Here is an 18,584-nt window from a genome sequence, read left to right as displayed (position 1 = left end):
TTCATTATCTTATTCTGAAAAAGAAGCGATTGAACATATCTTTGAAGAACTTGGCGGTACGGAAGGCCTATTAATCGCATCAAAAGTTGCAGATAGAGTTGGTATTACTAGATCTGTAATTGTAAATGCACTACGTAAATTAGAAAGTGCTGGTGTAATTGAATCACGTTCTTTAGGAATGAAAGGTACTTTCATTAAAGTTAAAAAAGAAAAATTCTTAGATGAATTAGAAAAAAGTAAATAAGTCGATGAGTCTGGGACATAATTCAATGTCCTAGTCGTGACGATGTTATCTTGGCGGTAGTCAATGAAATGACTTTGATGATTATGTTGAAGTCATTTCTTTATTTTTGTCTAATTTTCAATCAAATTGATATTTCACATTAACTTGATAGAATTACCATTAAATTTATGAAAAAATGCTTGAAAAACATTTGCTTTAGACACGGCATTATGTTATATTTATTTTCGGCTATAAAGCCAATACACACATATCAAACGTGATTGTGTAAAGGGTGCAATATTTGTATATTGTCTTTACAATAGTTTGCTATGGAGGTAATTAACCAATAGGAGGAATTTATAATGGCAGTAATTTCAATGAAACAATTACTAGAAGCGGGTGTTCACTTCGGTCACCAAACACGTCGTTGGAACCCAAAAATGAAAAAATATATCTTCACTGAGAGAAATGGTATTTATATCATCGACTTACAAAAAACAGTGAAAAAAGTAGACGAGGCATACAACTTCTTGAAACAAGTTTCAGAAGATGGTGGACAAGTCTTATTCGTAGGAACTAAAAAACAAGCACAAGAATCAGTTAAATCTGAAGCAGAACGTGCTGGTCAATTCTACATTAACCAAAGATGGTTAGGTGGATTATTAACTAACTATAAAACGATCTCAAAACGAATCAAACGTATTTCTGAAATTGAAAAAATGGAAGAAGATGGTTTATTCGAAGTATTACCTAAAAAAGAAGTAGTAGAACTTAAAAAAGAATACGACCGTTTAATCAAATTCTTAGGCGGAATTCGTGATATGAAATCAATGCCTCAAGCATTATTCGTAGTTGACCCACGTAAAGAGCGTAATGCAATTGCTGAAGCTCGTAAATTAAATATTCCTATCGTAGGTATCGTTGACACTAACTGTGATCCTGACGAAATTGACTACGTTATCCCAGCAAACGACGATGCTATCCGTGCGGTTAAATTATTAACTGCTAAAATGGCAGATGCAATCTTAGAAGGTCAACAAGGCGTTTCTAATGAAGAAGTAGCTGCAGAACAAAACATCGATTTAGATGAAAAAGAAAAATCAGAAGAAACAGAAGCAACTGAAGAATAATCAACTGTTGAATCTGACTTAGATATAGTTTAAATGGGTGATAAGATATTAATGCTTATCACCTTTTTTAAAAAGAAAATCGAGGCAAATTACAAATATTCAATTAGAGTATTGGCAATCTTGCCTATAATAATGCTAAAATCATAATATATAAAATGATAACTTATTGGAGGAATAATGAATGGCAACTATTTCAGCAAAACTTGTTAAAGAATTACGTGAAAAAACTGGCGCGGGTATGATGGATTGTAAAAAAGCGCTAACTGAAACTGATGGTGACATCGATAAAGCGATTGACTACCTACGTGAAAAAGGTATTGCTAAAGCAGCTAAAAAAGCAGACCGTATTGCGGCTGAAGGTTTAGTACATGTAGAAACTAAAGGTAACGACGCAGTTATCGTTGAAATCAACTCTGAAACAGACTTTGTTGCTCGTAACGAAGGTTTCCAAGAGTTAGTTAAAGAAATCGCTAATCAAGTATTAGATACAAAAGCTGAAACTGTTGAAGCTTTAATGGAAACAACTTTACCAAATGGTAAATCAGTTGATGAAAGAATTAAAGAAGCAATTTCAACAATCGGTGAAAAATTAAGTGTTCGTCGTTTTGCTATCAGAACTAAAACTGATAACGATGCTTTCGGCGCTTACTTACACATGGGTGGACGCATTGGTGTATTAACAGTTGTTGAAGGTTCAACTGACGAAGAAGCAGCAAGAGACGTTGCTATGCATATCGCTGCAATCAACCCTAAATATGTTTCTTCTGAACAAGTTAGCGAAGAAGAAATCAACCACGAAAGAGAAGTTTTAAAACAACAAGCATTAAATGAAGGTAAACCAGAAAACATCGTTGAAAAAATGGTGGAAGGACGTTTACGTAAATACTTACAAGAAATTTGTGCTGTAGATCAAGACTTCGTTAAAAACCCTGATGTAACAGTTGAAGCTTTCTTAAAAACAAAAGGTGGAAAACTTGTTGACTTCGTACGCTATGAAGTAGGCGAAGGTATGGAAAAACGCGAAGAAAACTTTGCGGATGAAGTTAAAGGACAAATGAAATAATCTGTCATAAAGTAAAACAAGGAAGAAGACACCTTTAATGTTGCTTTATTAAAATGTAAATCATTCTAATAAAACGACAACTGTGTCTTCTTTACTTGTATATGTTACATATATTCACGATAGAGAGGATAAGAAAATGGCTCAAATTTCTAAATATAAACGTGTAGTTTTGAAACTAAGTGGTGAAGCGTTAGCTGGAGAAAAAGGATTTGGCATAAATCCAGTAATTATTAAAAGTGTTGCTGAGCAAGTGGCTGAAGTTGCTAAAATGGACTGTGAAATCGCAGTAATCGTTGGTGGCGGAAACATTTGGAGAGGTAAAACAGGTAGTGACTTAGGTATGGACCGTGGAACTGCTGATTACATGGGTATGCTTGCAACTGTAATGAATGCCTTAGCATTACAAGATAGTTTAGAACAATTGGATTGTGATACACGAGTATTAACATCTATTGAAATGAAGCAAGTGGCTGAACCTTATATTCGTCGTCGTGCAATTAGACACTTAGAAAAGAAACGCGTAGTTATTTTTGCTGCAGGTATTGGAAACCCATACTTCTCTACAGATACTACAGCGGCATTACGTGCTGCAGAAGTTGAAGCAGATGTTATTTTAATGGGCAAAAATAATGTAGATGGTGTATATTCTGCAGATCCTAAAGTAAACAAAGATGCGGTAAAATATGAACATTTAACGCATATTCAAATGCTTCAAGAAGGTTTACAAGTAATGGATTCAACAGCATCCTCATTCTGTATGGATAATAACATTCCGTTAACTGTTTTCTCTATTATGGAAGAAGGGAATATTAAACGTGCTGTTATGGGTGAAAAGATAGGTACGTTAATTACAAAATAAATTTAGAGGTGTAAAATAATGAGTGACATTATTAATGAAACTAAATCAAGAATGCAAAAATCAATCGAAAGCTTATCACGTGAATTAGCTAATATCAGTGCAGGAAGAGCTAATTCAAATTTATTAAACGGCGTAACAGTTGATTACTATGGTGCACCAACACCTGTACAACAATTAGCAAGCATCAATGTTCCAGAAGCACGTTTACTTGTTATTTCTCCATACGACAAAACTTCTGTAGCTGACATCGAAAAAGCGATAATAGCGGCTAACTTAGGTGTCAACCCAACAAGTGATGGTGAAGTGATACGTATTGCAGTACCTGCCTTAACAGAAGAGCGTAGAAAAGAGCGCGTTAAAGATGTTAAGAAAATTGGTGAAGAAGCTAAAGTATCTGTTCGAAATATTCGTCGTGATATGAATGATCAGTTGAAAAAAGATGAAAAAAATGGCGACATTACTGAAGATGAGTTGAGAAGTGGTACTGAAGATGTTCAGAAAGCAACAGACAATTCAATAAAAGAAATTGATCAAATGATTGCTGATAAAGAAAAAGATATTATGTCAGTATAAAACTAATATACAATGACATATTAAAATGCCAGTATTAAACGATAATGTAACATTTAAAATGGGCATGTTTAATTAAATCAAAGATGCATGTGATAATTTAAATTCACAATGAGCATAAAAATGGTGTTTAAACAAGTTAATTAAACATATACTTTATAAATAATAGGCATTAGGTATATTGCTATAATAAAGTTATGTAATTTTTAACCTCAGTATGTATGTCACATTTCTGGTGTAAACTGTACCGAGTCAGACTTTGGTACAGTTTTTTTATTTGCTTATTCAATGCATTAAATGAGTATGATAAAATGATAATGATTGTTTAGTAACTTATACTATATGACAGAGATGATCAGGCTCGGAGGAAGGACCATGTTTAAAAAGCTAATAAATAAAAAGAACACTATAAATAATTATAATGAAGAATTAGACTCGTCTAATATACCTGAACATATCGCTATTATTATGGATGGTAATGGGCGATGGGCTAAGAAGCGAAAAATGCCTAGAATTAAAGGTCATTACGAAGGTATGCAAACAATAAAAAAAATTACTAGGGTAGCTAGTGATATTGGTGTTAAGTACTTAACTTTATACGCCTTTTCCACTGAAAATTGGTCAAGACCTGAAAGTGAAGTAAATTATATTATGAATTTGCCTGTCAATTTCTTAAAGACATTCTTACCGGAACTAATTGAAAAAAATGTCAAAGTTGAAACAATTGGATTTACTGATAAGTTGCCAAAATCAACGATAGAAGCAATTAATAATGCTAAAGAAAAGACAGCTAATAATACCGGCTTAAAATTAATATTTGCAATTAATTATGGTGGCAGAGCAGAACTTGTTCATAGTATTAAAAATATGTTTGACGAGCTTCATCAACAAGGTTTAAATAGTGATATCATAGATGAAACATATATAAACAATCATTTAATGACAAAAGACTATCCTGATCCAGAGTTGTTAATTCGTACTTCAGGAGAACAAAGAATAAGTAATTTCTTGATTTGGCAAGTTTCGTATAGTGAATTTATCTTTAATCAAAAATTATGGCCTGACTTTGACGAAGATGAATTAATTAAATGTATAAAAATTTATCAGTCACGTCAAAGACGCTTTGGCGGATTGAGTGAGGAGTAGTATAGTATGAAAGTTAGAACGCTGACAGCTATTATTGCCTTAATCGTATTCTTGCCTATCTTGTTAAAAGGCGGCCTTGTGTTAATGATATTTGCTAATATATTAGCATTGATTGCATTAAAAGAATTGTTGAATATGAATATGATTAAATTTGTTTCAGTTCCTGGTTTAATTAGTGCAGTTGGTCTTATCATCATTATGTTGCCACAACATGCAGGGCCATGGGTACAAGTAATTCAATTAAAAAGTTTAATTGCAATGAGCTTTATTGTATTAAGTTATACTGTCTTATCTAAAAACAGATTTAGTTTTATGGATGCTGCATTTTGCTTAATGTCTGTGGCTTATGTAGGCATTGGTTTTATGTTCTTTTATGAAACGAGATCAGAAGGATTACATTACATATTATATGCCTTTTTAATTGTTTGGCTTACAGATACAGGGGCTTACTTGTTTGGTAAAATGATGGGTAAACATAAGCTTTGGCCAGTAATAAGTCCGAATAAAACAATCGAAGGATTCATAGGTGGCTTGTTCTGTAGTTTGATAGTACCACTTGCAATGTTATATTTTGTAGATTTCAATATGAATGTATGGATATTACTTGGAGTGACATTGATTTTAAGTTTATTTGGTCAATTAGGTGATTTAGTGGAATCAGGATTTAAGCGTCATTTCGGCGTTAAAGACTCAGGTCGAATACTACCTGGACACGGTGGTATTTTAGACCGATTTGACAGCTTTATGTTTGTGTTACCATTATTAAATATTTTATTAATACAATCTTAATGCTGAGAACAAATCAATAAACGTAAAGAGGAGTTGCTGAGATAATTTAATGAATCTCAGAACTCCTTTTGAAAATTATACGCAATATTAACTTTGAAAATTAGACGTTATATTTTGTGATTTGTCAGTATCATATTATAATGACTTATGTTACGTATACAGCAATCATTTTTAAAATAAAAGAAATTTATAAACAATCGAGGTGTAGCGAGTGAGCTATTTAGTTACAATAATTGCATTTATTATTGTTTTTGGTGTACTAGTAACTGTTCATGAATATGGCCATATGTTTTTTGCGAAAAGAGCAGGCATTATGTGTCCAGAATTTGCGATCGGTATGGGACCGAAAATTTTTAGTTTTAGAAAAAACGAAACACTTTACACTATTAGGTTATTGCCTGTTGGTGGATATGTTCGTATGGCAGGAGATGGCTTAGAAGAGCCACCAGTCGAGCCCGGTATGAACGTTAAAATTAAACTGAATGAAGAAAATGAAATAACACATATCATATTAGATGATCATCATAAGTTTCAACAAATTGAAGCAATCGAAGTTAAAAAATGTGATTTTAAAGATGACTTATTCATAGAAGGTATCACTGCTTATGATAACGAAAGACATCATTTTAAAATTGCTAGAAAGTCTTTCTTTGTTGAAAATGGTAGCTTAGTTCAAATTGCTCCGAGAGACAGACAATTTGCACATAAAAAGCCATGGCCGAAATTTTTAACATTATTTGCGGGACCGTTATTTAACTTTATATTAGCTTTAGTCCTATTTATTGGTCTTGCATATTATCAAGGCACGCCTACGTCTACTGTAGAACAAGTCGCAGATAAGTATCCAGCTCAACAAGCAGGATTACAAAAAGGTGATAAGATCGTCCAAATTGGCAAATATAAAATATCTGAATTTGATGATGTTGATAAGGCGTTAGATAAAGTTAAAGATAATAAGACGACTGTTAAATTTGAACGTGATGGTAAAACAAAGTCAGTTGAATTAACACCTAAAAAGACTGAAAAAAAACTGACTAAAGTAAGTTCAGAGACGAAGTATGTTCTCGGATTCCAACCAGCGAGTGAACATACACTTTTTAAACCAATTGTATTCGGATTTAAAAGCTTTTTAATCGGTAGTACTTATATTTTTACAGCTGTAGTCGGTATGTTGGCTAGTATATTTACGGGCGGATTCTCATTTGATATGTTAAATGGTCCGGTTGGTATTTATCATAACGTCGACTCAGTTGTTAAAGCAGGTATCATTAGCTTAATTGGTTACACTGCGTTGTTAAGTGTAAACTTAGGTATTATGAATTTAATTCCTATTCCTGCACTAGACGGTGGTCGTATTTTATTTGTTATATATGAAGCGATTTTCAGAAAACCAGTTAATAAAAAAGCGGAAACAACGATTATTGCTATTGGTGCCATTTTCATGGTCGTTATTATGATATTAGTAACGTGGAATGATATTCGACGATATTTCTTATAATTTAGGAGGATAAATAATTATGAAGCAATCCAAAGTTTTTATACCAACGATGCGTGATGTGCCATCAGAAGCAGAAGCACAAAGTCATCGTTTATTATTGAAATCGGGTTTGATAAAACAAAGTACAAGTGGGATTTATAGTTATTTACCGCTAGCAACACGTGTGTTAAATAATATTACTGCAATTGTGCGACAAGAAATGGAACGTATCGATTCTGTTGAAATTTTAATGCCAGCGTTACAACAAGCTGAATTATGGGAAGAATCAGGACGTTGGGGTGCATATGGCCCAGAATTAATGCGTTTACAAGATAGACATGGAAGACGATTTGCATTAGGTCCAACACATGAAGAATTAGTTACATCAATAGTAAGAAATGAATTGAAATCATACAAACAATTACCGATGACATTATTCCAAATTCAATCTAAATTCCGTGATGAAAAGAGACCACGTTTTGGTTTACTTCGTGGGCGTGAATTTATTATGAAAGATGCGTATTCATTCCATGCTGACGAGGCATCATTAGATCAAACGTATCAAGATATGTATCAAGCGTATAGCCGTATTTTTGAGAGAGTGGGCATTAACGCAAGACCAGTAGTTGCAGATTCAGGTGCTATAGGCGGTAGCCATACACATGAATTTATGGCATTAAGTGCTATCGGTGAGGATACAATCGTTTACAGTAAAGAAAGTGACTATGCTGCTAATATCGAAAAAGCAGAAGTCGTTTACGAACCAAATCATAAGCATACTACTGTGCAACCTTTAGAAAAAATTGAAACACCAAATGTTAAGACTGCGCAAGAATTGGCAGACTTCTTAGGTAGACCAGTAGATGAAATCGTTAAAACGATGATTTTCAAAGTTGATGGCGAATATATTATGGTTTTAGTGCGTGGCCATCATGAAATTAATGACATTAAATTAAAATCTTATTTCGGCACAGATAATATTGAATTAGCAACACAAGACGAAATTGTTAATTTAGTTGGTGCAAATCCGGGTTCACTAGGTCCTGTTATTGATAAAGAAATCAAAATTTATGCAGATAATTTTGTGCAAGATTTAAATAATTTAGTTGTCGGTGCTAACGAAGATGGCTATCACTTAATTAATGTAAATGTAGGTAGAGACTTCAACGTTGATGAATATGGCGATTTCCGTTTTATTTTAGAAGGCGAAAAGTTAAGTGATGGTTCAGGCGTTGCACATTTTGCTGAAGGTATTGAAGTTGGTCAAGTATTCAAATTGGGTACTAAGTATTCAGAATCAATGAATGCTACATTCTTAGATAACCAAGGAAAAGCTCAACCTTTAATTATGGGTTGTTACGGAATTGGAATTTCTAGAACGCTAAGTGCGATTGTTGAACAAAATCACGATGATAATGGAATTGTTTGGCCTAAATCAGTTACTCCGTTTGATTTACATTTAATTTCTATTAATCCTAAGAAAGATGATCAACGAGAACTAGCAGATGCACTATATGCTGAATTTAATACTAAATTTGATGTGTTGTACGATGATCGTCAGGAACGTGCAGGTGTCAAATTTAATGATGCCGATTTAATTGGTTTACCACTGCGAATTGTTGTTGGTAAACGTGCATCGGAAGGTATTGTAGAAGTTAAAGAACGTTTAACAGGTGATAGCGAAGAAGTTCACATTGATGACTTAATGACTGTCATTACAAATAAATATGATAACTTAAAATAATTAAGATCGAATGAATTATAAGAGTAGGAAAAAGCTGAAAGAAATCTGATGCTTATGTCCTGCTCTTATTATTTTTGATATAATGATTATTCGATGAAAAATGACTGAAGACATAGTATAATTAAAGATAAATTTGTTTTAACAATATAATGATTAGCCAAATATAAAGCATTTAATTTTCTATCATTACTATGCTCACATAATCTAAATATTGTTCGAACACGTAAAAGTAATTTCTATTTAAGGTGGTAATTGTCTTGGCAATGACAGAGCAACAAAAATTTAAAGTGCTTGCTGATCAAATTAAAATTTCAAATCAATTAGATGCTAAAATTTTAAATTCAGGTGAACTGACACGTATAGATGTTTCTAACAAAAACAGAACATGGGAATTTCATATTACATTACCACAATTCTTAGCTCATGAAGATTATTTATTATTTATAAATGCAATAGAGCAAGAGTTTAAAGATATCGCCAACGTTACATGTCGTTTTACGGTAACAAATGGCACGAATCAAGATGAACATGCAATTAAATACTTTGGGCACTGTATTGACCAAACAGCTTTATCTCCAAAAGTTAAAGGTCAATTGAAACAGAAAAAGCTTATTATGTCTGGAAAAGTATTAAAAGTAATGGTATCAAATGACATTGAACGTAATCATTTTGATAAGGCATGCAATGGAAGTCTTATCAAAGCGTTTAGAAATTGTGGTTTTGATATCGATAAAATCATCTTCGAAACAAATGATAATGATCAAGAACAAAACTTAGCTTCTTTAGAAGCACATATTCAAGAAGAAGACGAACAAAGTGCACGATTGGCAACAGAGAAACTTGAAAAAATGAAAGCTGAAAAAGCGAAACAACAAGATAACAACGAAAGTGCTGTCGATAAGTGTCAAATTGGTAAGCCGATTCAAATTGAAAATATTAAACCAATTGAATCTATTATTGAGGAAGAGTTTAAAGTTGCAATAGAGGGTGTCATTTTTGATATAAACTTAAAAGAACTTAAAAGTGGTCGTCATATCGTAGAAATTAAAGTGACAGACTATACTGACTCATTAGTTTTAAAAATGTTTACTCGTAAAAACAAAGATGATTTAGAACATTTTAAAGCGCTAAGTGTTGGTAAATGGGTTAGGGCTCAAGGTCGTATTGAAGAAGATACATTTATTAGAGATTTAGTTATGATGATGTCTGATATTGAAGAGATTAAAAAAGCGACGAAAAAAGATAAGGCTGAAGAAAAGCGTGTAGAATTCCACTTGCATACTGCAATGAGCCAAATGGATGGTATACCCAATATTGGTGCGTATGTTAAACAGGCAGCAGACTGGGGACATCCAGCCATTGCAGTTACAGACCATAATGTTGTGCAAGCATTTCCAGATGCTCACGCAGCAGCGGAAAAACATGGCATTAAAATGATATACGGTATGGAAGGTATGTTAGTTGATGATGGTGTTCCGATTGCATACAAACCACAAGATGTCGTATTAAAAGATGCTACTTATGTTGTGTTCGACGTTGAGACAACTGGTTTATCAAATCAGTATGATAAAATCATCGAGCTTGCAGCTGTGAAAGTTCATAACGGTGAAATCATCGATAAGTTTGAAAGGTTTAGTAATCCGCATGAACGATTATCGGAAACGATTATCAATTTGACGCATATTACTGATGATATGTTAGTAGATGCCCCTGAGATTGAAGAAGTACTTACAGAGTTTAAAGAATGGGTTGGCGATGCGATATTCGTAGCGCATAATGCTTCGTTTGATATGGGCTTTATCGATACGGGATATGAACGTCTTGGATTTGGACCATCAACGAATGGTGTTATCGATACTTTAGAATTATCTCGTACGATTAATACTGAATATGGTAAACATGGTTTGAATTTCTTAGCTAAAAAATATGGCGTAGAATTAACGCAACATCACCGTGCCATTTATGATACAGAAGCAACAGCTTACATTTTCATAAAAATGGTTCAACAAATGAAAGAATTAGGCGTATTAAATCATAACGAAATCAACAAAAAACTCAGTAATGAAGATGCATATAAACGTGCAAGACCTAGTCATGTCACATTAATTGTACAAAACCAACAAGGTCTTAAAAATCTATTTAAAATTGTAAGTGCATCATTGGTGAAGTATTTCTACCGTACACCTCGAATTCCACGTTCATTGTTAGATGAATATCGTGAGGGATTATTGGTAGGTACAGCGTGTGATGAAGGTGAATTATTTACGGCAGTTATGCAGAAGGACCAGAGCCAAGTTGAAAAAATTGCCAAATATTATGATTTTATTGAAATTCAACCACCGGCACTTTATCAAGATTTAATTGATAGAGAGCTTATTAGAGATACTGAAACATTACATGAAATTTATCAACGTTTAATACATGCAGGTGACACAGCGGGTATACCTGTTATTGCGACAGGAAATGCACACTATTTGTTTGAACATGATGGTATCGCACGTAAAATTTTAATAGCATCACAACCCGGCAATCCACTTAATCGCTCAACTTTACCGGAAGCACATTTTAGAACTACAGATGAAATGTTAAACGAGTTTCATTTTTTAGGTGAAGAAAAAGCGCATGAAATTGTTGTGAAAAATACAAACGAATTAGCAGATCGAATTGAACGTGTTGTTCCTATTAAAGATGAATTATACACACCGCGTATGGAAGGTGCTAACGAAGAAATTAGAGAACTAAGTTATGCAAATGCGCGTAAACTGTATGGTGAAGACCTGCCTCAAATCGTAATTGATCGATTAGAAAAAGAATTAAAAAGTATTATCGGTAATGGATTTGCGGTAATTTACTTAATTTCGCAACGTTTAGTTAAAAAATCATTAGATGATGGATACTTAGTTGGTTCCCGTGGTTCAGTAGGTTCTAGTTTTGTAGCGACAATGACTGAGATTACTGAAGTAAACCCGTTACCGCCACACTATATTTGTCCGAACTGTAAAACGAGTGAATTTTTCAATGATGGTTCAGTAGGATCAGGATTTGATTTACCTGATAAGACGTGTGAAACTTGTGGAGCGCCACTTATTAAAGAAGGACAAGATATTCCGTTTGAAACATTTTTAGGATTTAAGGGAGATAAAGTTCCTGATATCGACTTAAACTTTAGTGGTGAATATCAACCGAATGCCCATAACTACACAAAAGTATTATTTGGTGAGGATAAAGTATTCCGTGCAGGTACAATTGGTACTGTTGCTGAAAAGACTGCTTTTGGTTATGTTAAAGGTTATTTGAATGATCAAGGCATCCACAAAAGAGGTGCTGAAATAGATCGACTCGTTAAAGGATGTACAGGTGTTAAACGTACAACTGGACAGCATCCAGGGGGTATTATTGTAGTACCTGATTACATGGATATTTATGATTTTACGCCGATACAATATCCTGCCGATGATCAAAATTCAGCATGGATGACGACACATTTTGATTTCCATTCTATTCATGATAATGTATTAAAACTTGATATACTTGGACACGATGATCCAACAATGATTCGTATGCTTCAAGATTTATCGGGCATTGATCCAAAAACGATACCTGTAGATGACAAAGAAGTCATGCAAATATTTAGTACACCTGAAAGTTTAGGTGTTACTGAAGATGAAATTTTATGTAAAACAGGTACGTTTGGGGTTCCAGAATTCGGTACAGGGTTCGTGCGTCAAATGTTAGAAGATACAAAGCCAACAACATTTTCTGAATTAGTTCAAATCTCAGGATTATCTCATGGTACAGATGTGTGGTTAGGCAATGCTCAAGAATTAATTAAAACCGGTATATGTGATTTATCAAGTGTAATTGGTTGTCGTGATGATATCATGGTTTATTTAATGTATGCTGGTTTAGAACCATCAATGGCTTTTAAAATAATGGAGTCAGTACGTAAAGGTAAAGGTTTAACTGAAGAAATGATTGAAACGATGAAAGAAAATGAAGTGCCGGATTGGTATTTAGATTCATGTCTTAAAATTAAGTACATGTTCCCTAAAGCCCATGCAGCAGCATACGTTTTAATGGCAGTACGTATCGCATATTTCAAAGTACATCATCCACTTTATTACTATGCATCTTACTTTACAATTCGTGCGTCAGACTTTGATTTAATCACGATGATTAAAGATAAAACAAGCATTCGAAATACTGTAAAAGACATGTATTCTCGCTATATGGATCTAGGTAAAAAAGAAAAAGACGTATTAACAGTCTTGGAAATTATGAATGAAATGGCGCATCGAGGTTATCGCATGCAACCGATTAGTTTAGAAAAGAGTCAGGCGTTCGAATTTATCATTGAAGGCGATACACTTATTCCGCCGTTCATATCAGTGCCTGGGCTTGGCGAAAACGTTGCGAAACGAATTGTTGAAGCTCGTGACGATGGCCCATTTTTATCAAAAGAAGATTTAAACAAAAAAGCTGGATTATCTCAGAAAATTATTGAGTATTTAGATGAGTTAGGCTCATTACCGAATTTACCAGATAAAGCTCAACTTTCGATATTTGATATGTAAAATGAAATAATCAAGGTATTTATTTAATGCGTATGGCGTAGTTAAAGAAATACAAAATTGTTGCTGGACATAAAATTATGCCTGTATTTCTTTTCAACGTCTTACGAGTCTATTCGAATGTAATGGTGAAATAAATGAACAAACTTTTACAAGAATCTCTGATTAATAGTGAAGTCATTTGTTTCAAGCATAAACTTATGCTATAATTAAGTTGCTTAAAAATTAGTGAACTCAGGCAGAAGAGTGGGAGATTCCCGCTCTTTTCTATTTGCCAAAAAGGGAGGCCTGTATGAGTAAAATTACAGAACAAGTAGAAGTGATTGTTAAACCAATTATGGAAGACTTGAATTTTGAACTTGTAGACGTTGAATATGTCAAAGAGGGTAGAGATCATTTTCTTAGAATCTCTATTGATAAAGAAGGTGGCGTAGATTTAAATGATTGTACGCTAGCTTCTGAAAAAATAAGTGAAGCTATGGATGCAAATGATCCTATTCCTGAAATGTATTATTTAGACGTAGCGTCACCTGGTGCAGAACGTCCAATTAAAAAAGAACAAGATTTCCAAAATGCAATAACTAAACCTGTATTTGTTTCTTTATATGTACCAATTGAAGGTGAAAAGGAATGGTTAGGCATTTTACAAGAAGTCAATAATGAAACAATTGTAGTACAAGTTAAAATCAAAGCAAGAACGAAAGATATAGAGATACCGAGAGACAAAATAGCAAAAGCACGTCACGCAGTTATGATTTAACGTGATGAGGAGGAAAAAACGTGTCAAGTAATGAATTATTATTAGCTACTGAGTATTTAGAAAAAGAAAAGAAGATTCCTAGAGCAGTATTAATTGATGCTATTGAAGCAGCTTTAATTACTGCATACAAAAAGAATTATGATAGTGCAAGAAATGTCCGTGTGGAATTAAATATGGATCAAGGTACTTTCAAAGTTATCGCTCGTAAAGATGTTGTTGAAGAAGTATTTGACGACAGAGATGAAGTGGATTTAAGTACAGCGCTTGTTAAAAACCCTGCATATGAAATTGGTGATATATACGAAGAAGATGTAACACCTAAAGATTTTGGTCGTGTAGGTGCTCAAGCAGCGAAACAAGCAGTAATGCAACGTCTTCGTGATGCTGAACGTGAAATTTTATTTGAAGAATTTATAGACAAAGAAGAAGACATACTTACTGGAATTATTGACCGTGTTGACCATCGTTATGTATATGTGAACTTAGGTCGTATCGAAGCTGTTTTATCTGAAGCAGAAAGAAGTCCTAACGAAAAATATATTCCTAACGAACGTATCAAAGTATATGTTAACAAAGTGGAACAAACGACAAAAGGTCCTCAAATCTATGTTTCTCGTAGCCATCCAGGTTTATTAAAACGTTTATTTGAACAAGAAGTTCCAGAAATTTACGATGGTACTGTAATTGTTAAATCAGTAGCACGTGAAGCTGGCGATCGCTCTAAAATTAGTGTCTTCTCTGAAAACAATGATATAGATGCTGTTGGTGCATGTGTTGGTGCCAAAGGCGCACGTGTTGAAGCTGTTGTTGAAGAGCTAGGTGGCGAAAAAATCGACATCGTTCAATGGAATGAAGATCCAAAAGTATTTGTAAAAAATGCTTTAAGCCCTTCTCAAGTTTTAGAAGTTATTGTTGATGAAACAAATCAATCTACAATAGTTGTTGTTCCTGATTATCAATTGTCATTAGCGATTGGTAAAAGAGGACAAAACGCACGTCTAGCTGCTAAATTAACCGGCTGGAAAATTGATATTAAATCAGAAACAGATGCGCGTGAAGCGGGTATCTATCCAGTAGTTGAAGCTGAAAAAGTAACTGAAGAAGATGTTGCTTTAGAAGATGCTGACACAACAGAATCAACCGAAGAGGTAAATGATGTTTCAGTTGAAACAAATGTAGAGAAAGAATCTGAATAATAGGTTGGAGTGAAGTATCTATGAAAAAGAAAAAAATTCCGATGCGAAAATGTATTCTTTCAAATGAAATGCATCCCAAAAAAGATATGATTCGTGTTGTTGTTAATAAAGAAGGCGAAATCTTTGCGGATGTTACTGGAAAGAAACAAGGCCGTGGCGCATATGTTTCTAAAGATGTTGCTATGGTTGAAAAAGCACAACAAAAAGAAATTTTAGAAAAATATTTTAAAGCATCTAAAGAGCAATTGGATCCTGTTTACAAAGAAATTATTAGATTAATTTATAGAGAAGAGATCCCAAAATGAGTATAGATCAAATATTAAACTTTTTAGGATTAGCAATGAGAGCTGGTAAAGTAAAAACAGGTGAATCAGTCATTGTTAATGAGATTAAAAAAGGAAATTTGAAGCTCGTTATTGTTGCAAATGATGCGTCTGATAATACAGCTAAATTAATTACAGATAAATGTAAGAGTTACAAAGTTCCATTCAGAAAGTTTGGAAATCGAAATGAATTGGGAATAGCACTTGGAAAAGGTGAGCGTGTTAATGTAGGGATTACTGACCCAGGCTTTGCTAAAAAGTTGCTATCAATGATAGATGAATATCATAAGGAGTGATTATATGAGTAAACAAAGAATTTACGAATATGCGAAAGAATTAAATCTAAAGAGTAAAGAGATTATAGATGAGTTAAAAAGCATGAATATTGAGGTTTCAAATCATATGCAAGCTTTGGAAGATGACCAAATTAAAGCATTAGATAAAAAGTTCAAAAAAGAACAAAAGAACGACAATAAACAAAGCACTCAAAATAATCACCAAAAATCAAACAATCAAAACCAAAATAAAGGGCAACAAAAAGATAACAAAAAGAATCAACAACAAAATAATAAAGGCAACAAAGGCAATAAAAAGAATAATAGAAATAATAAGAAAAATAACAAGAATAATAAACCACAAAATCAACCAGCTGCTCCAAAAGAAATACCATCAAAAGTGACATATCAAGAAGGTATTACAGTAGGCGAATTTGCGGATAAATTAAATGTTGAATCATCAGAAATTATCAAAAAATTATTCTTACTTGGTATTGTTGCTAATATCAATCAATCATTAAATCAAGAAACAATCGAATTAATTGCCGATGATTATGGCGTTGAGGTTGAAGAAGAAGTTGTGATTAATGAAGAAGATTTATCAATCTACTTCGAAGACGAAAAAGATGATCCAGAAGCAATTGAGAGACCAGCAGTTGTAACAATTATGGGACATGTTGACCATGGTAAAACTACTTTATTAGATTCAATTCGTCATACAAAAGTTACAGCAGGTGAAGCAGGCGGAATCACTCAACATATTGGTGCATATCAAATTGAAAACGATGGCAAAAAAATCACTTTCTTAGATACACCGGGACATGCTGCATTTACAACGATGCGTGCGCGTGGTGCACAAGTAACAGATATTACAATTTTAGTAGTTGCAGCTGACGATGGTGTTATGCCACAAACAATTGAAGCAATTAACCATGCTAAAGAAGCAGAAGTACCAATTATTGTTGCAGTAAATAAAATTGATAAACCAACTTCAAATCCTGATCGAGTTATGCAAGAATTAACTGAATATGGTTTAATTCCTGAAGATTGGGGCGGCGAAACAATTTTCGTTCCACTTTCTGCATTAAGTGGTGATGGTATCGACGATTTATTAGAAATGATAGGATTAGTTGCAGAAGTTCAAGAACTTAAAGCAAATCCTAAAAACCGTGCTGTTGGTACAGTTATCGAAGCTGAATTAGATAAATCACGTGGTCCTTCTGCATCATTATTAGTACAAAACGGTACATTAAATGTTGGTGATGCGATTGTAGTTGGTAATACTTACGGCCGTATCCGTGCAATGGTTAATGACTTAGGTCAAAGAATCAAAACGGCTGGTCCATCAACGCCTGTTGAAATTACAGGTATTAATGATGTGCCACAAGCTGGGGATCGCTTTGTTGTATTTAGTGATGAAAAACAAGCTCGTCGTATTGGTGAATCAAGACACGAAGCTAGCATTGTACAACAACGTCAAGAAAGTAAAAATGTTTCATTAGATAACCTGTTTGAACAAATGAAACAAGGTGAAATGAAAGATTTAAACGTTATTATTAAAGGTGATGTTCAAGGTTCTGTTGAAGCTTTAGCTGCATCATTAATGAAAATTGATGTTGAAGGCGTAAATGTTCGTATCATTCATACAGCGGTTGGTGCAATTAATGAGTCAGACGTGACACTTGCTAATGCCTCAAATGGTATTATCATTGGTTTCAATGTTCGTCCAGACAGTGGTGCAAAACGTGCTGCAGAAGCTGAAAATGTTGATATGCGTTTACACAGAGTTATTTATAATGTTATCGAAGAAATTGAATCAGCGATGAAAGGTTTACTTGATCCAGAATTTGAAGAACAAGTTATCGGACAAGCTGAAGTTCGTCAAACATTCAAAGTTTCTAAAGTTGGTACTATTGCTGGATGTTATGTTACTGAAGGTAAAATTACGCGAAATGCTGGTGTACGTATTATCCGTGATGGTATTGTTCAATATGAAGGCGAATTAGATACACTTAAACGTTTCAAAGATGATGCTAAGGAAGTTGCAAAAGGTTATGAATGTGGTATTACAATTGAAAACTACAATGACCTTAAAGAAGGCGATGTTATCGAAGCATTTGAAATGGTTGAAATTAAGCGTTAATTAAATAAATTACAAGCTAAAAGTATAGTTAAGATTGATATGCTCCCTATAAATATTGCACTTTTTAAGTGTCTACTTTATAGGGAGCATATTTGATACTAGCTTTTGGTTTTTTATTAGAATAGATTACCTATTAAAAGTTACGTTATATGGACATGATTTTGTATAAAATTTTGTGGTGGCCTAGAATGATTTTTAATGACAAAATATAATGTCGACTATTATTGGAAAATTTTCTGTTGAAATGCCTATCTTACGGCAAACTTTATTTGATTTTATAGGCTTAATTTATTAAAATAACGTGTGAGCTAAAAT

At 33.6% G+C, this 18,584-nt stretch carries 16 protein-coding genes and 1 pseudogene; all 17 read left to right on the top strand.

Going from position 1 to position 18,584, the window contains the following annotated elements; translation table 11 throughout:
* Window positions 1-244: pseudogene (locus IDG64_RS08300) on the top strand (GTP-sensing pleiotropic transcriptional regulator CodY); the annotation flags it as partial.
* Between the two features lie 50 nt (window positions 245-294).
* Window positions 295-387: a hypothetical protein gene (locus IDG64_RS08295; protein ID WP_001790530.1), complete on the top strand. Its 93-nt coding sequence runs from the start codon at window positions 295-297 to the stop codon at window positions 385-387.
* 198 nt (window positions 388-585) lie between these two features.
* A complete protein-coding gene (gene rpsB / locus IDG64_RS08290; protein ID WP_000268484.1) occupies window positions 586-1,353 on the top strand; it encodes a 30S ribosomal protein S2 in 768 nt (255 codons plus the stop codon).
* Window positions 1,354-1,386: 33 nt separating this feature from the next.
* Window positions 1,387-1,500 carry a hypothetical protein gene (locus IDG64_RS08285; RefSeq protein WP_001789890.1) on the top strand — a complete coding sequence of 38 codons (114 nt, stop codon included), beginning with the start codon at window positions 1,387-1,389 and terminating at the stop codon, window positions 1,498-1,500.
* 34 nt (window positions 1,501-1,534) lie between these two features.
* Window positions 1,535-2,416 carry a translation elongation factor Ts gene (gene tsf / locus IDG64_RS08280; RefSeq protein WP_000201387.1) on the top strand — a complete coding sequence of 294 codons (882 nt, stop codon included), beginning with the start codon at window positions 1,535-1,537 and terminating at the stop codon, window positions 2,414-2,416.
* A gap of 136 nt (window positions 2,417-2,552) precedes the next feature.
* Window positions 2,553-3,275 (top strand): UMP kinase, encoded by a 723-nt coding sequence (gene pyrH / locus IDG64_RS08275; protein WP_000057330.1) that lies wholly within the window; start codon window positions 2,553-2,555, stop codon window positions 3,273-3,275.
* An 18-nt stretch (window positions 3,276-3,293) separates the two neighbouring features.
* Window positions 3,294-3,848 (top strand): ribosome recycling factor, encoded by a 555-nt coding sequence (gene frr / locus IDG64_RS08270; RefSeq protein ID WP_001280006.1) that lies wholly within the window; start codon window positions 3,294-3,296, stop codon window positions 3,846-3,848.
* A 372-nt stretch (window positions 3,849-4,220) separates the two neighbouring features.
* Window positions 4,221-4,991: an isoprenyl transferase gene (locus tag IDG64_RS08265; RefSeq protein ID WP_000473705.1), complete on the top strand. Its 771-nt coding sequence runs from the start codon at window positions 4,221-4,223 to the stop codon at window positions 4,989-4,991.
* Between the two features lie 6 nt (window positions 4,992-4,997).
* Entirely contained in the window at window positions 4,998-5,780 is a 783-nt protein-coding gene (locus IDG64_RS08260; RefSeq protein ID WP_000868413.1) for a phosphatidate cytidylyltransferase, read from the top strand.
* Window positions 5,781-5,991: 211 nt separating this feature from the next.
* Window positions 5,992-7,278: an RIP metalloprotease RseP gene (gene rseP / locus IDG64_RS08255; RefSeq protein ID WP_000121116.1), complete on the top strand. Its 1,287-nt coding sequence runs from the start codon at window positions 5,992-5,994 to the stop codon at window positions 7,276-7,278.
* A gap of 19 nt (window positions 7,279-7,297) precedes the next feature.
* Window positions 7,298-9,001: a proline--tRNA ligase gene (locus tag IDG64_RS08250; protein ID WP_000814112.1), complete on the top strand. Its 1,704-nt coding sequence runs from the start codon at window positions 7,298-7,300 to the stop codon at window positions 8,999-9,001.
* Window positions 9,002-9,264: 263 nt separating this feature from the next.
* Entirely contained in the window at window positions 9,265-13,575 is a 4,311-nt protein-coding gene (locus IDG64_RS08245) for a PolC-type DNA polymerase III (RefSeq protein WP_016169070.1), read from the top strand.
* Between the two features lie 289 nt (window positions 13,576-13,864).
* Window positions 13,865-14,332, top strand: coding sequence for a ribosome maturation factor RimP (gene rimP / locus IDG64_RS08240; protein ID WP_000036631.1), 468 nt, complete (start codon window positions 13,865-13,867; stop codon window positions 14,330-14,332).
* Window positions 14,333-14,352: 20 nt separating this feature from the next.
* Complete coding sequence (nusA, locus tag IDG64_RS08235; RefSeq protein WP_000097457.1) at window positions 14,353-15,528, top strand: transcription termination factor NusA; 1,176 nt, start codon at window positions 14,353-14,355, stop codon at window positions 15,526-15,528.
* A gap of 20 nt (window positions 15,529-15,548) precedes the next feature.
* Window positions 15,549-15,833 (top strand): RNase P modulator RnpM, encoded by a 285-nt coding sequence (gene rnpM, locus IDG64_RS08230; RefSeq protein ID WP_000727423.1) that lies wholly within the window; start codon window positions 15,549-15,551, stop codon window positions 15,831-15,833.
* A complete protein-coding gene (locus IDG64_RS08225) occupies window positions 15,830-16,147 on the top strand; it encodes a YlxQ family RNA-binding protein (protein ID WP_000020853.1) in 318 nt (105 codons plus the stop codon). Before rnpM ends, IDG64_RS08225 begins: the two co-directional genes overlap by 4 nt.
* A gap of 4 nt (window positions 16,148-16,151) precedes the next feature.
* Window positions 16,152-18,269, top strand: a complete 2,118-nt coding sequence (gene infB / locus IDG64_RS08220) for a translation initiation factor IF-2 (protein WP_000043635.1) — start codon at window positions 16,152-16,154, stop codon at window positions 18,267-18,269.
* Window positions 18,270-18,584 lie beyond the last annotated feature (315 nt).

The organism is Staphylococcus sp. EG-SA-15 (assembly GCF_017151895.1).
Lineage (GTDB): Bacteria > Bacillota > Bacilli > Staphylococcales > Staphylococcaceae > Staphylococcus > Staphylococcus aureus.
The sequence above is the reverse complement of the archived record's forward strand: the minus strand, read 5'-3'. Positions and strand labels throughout refer to the sequence as shown.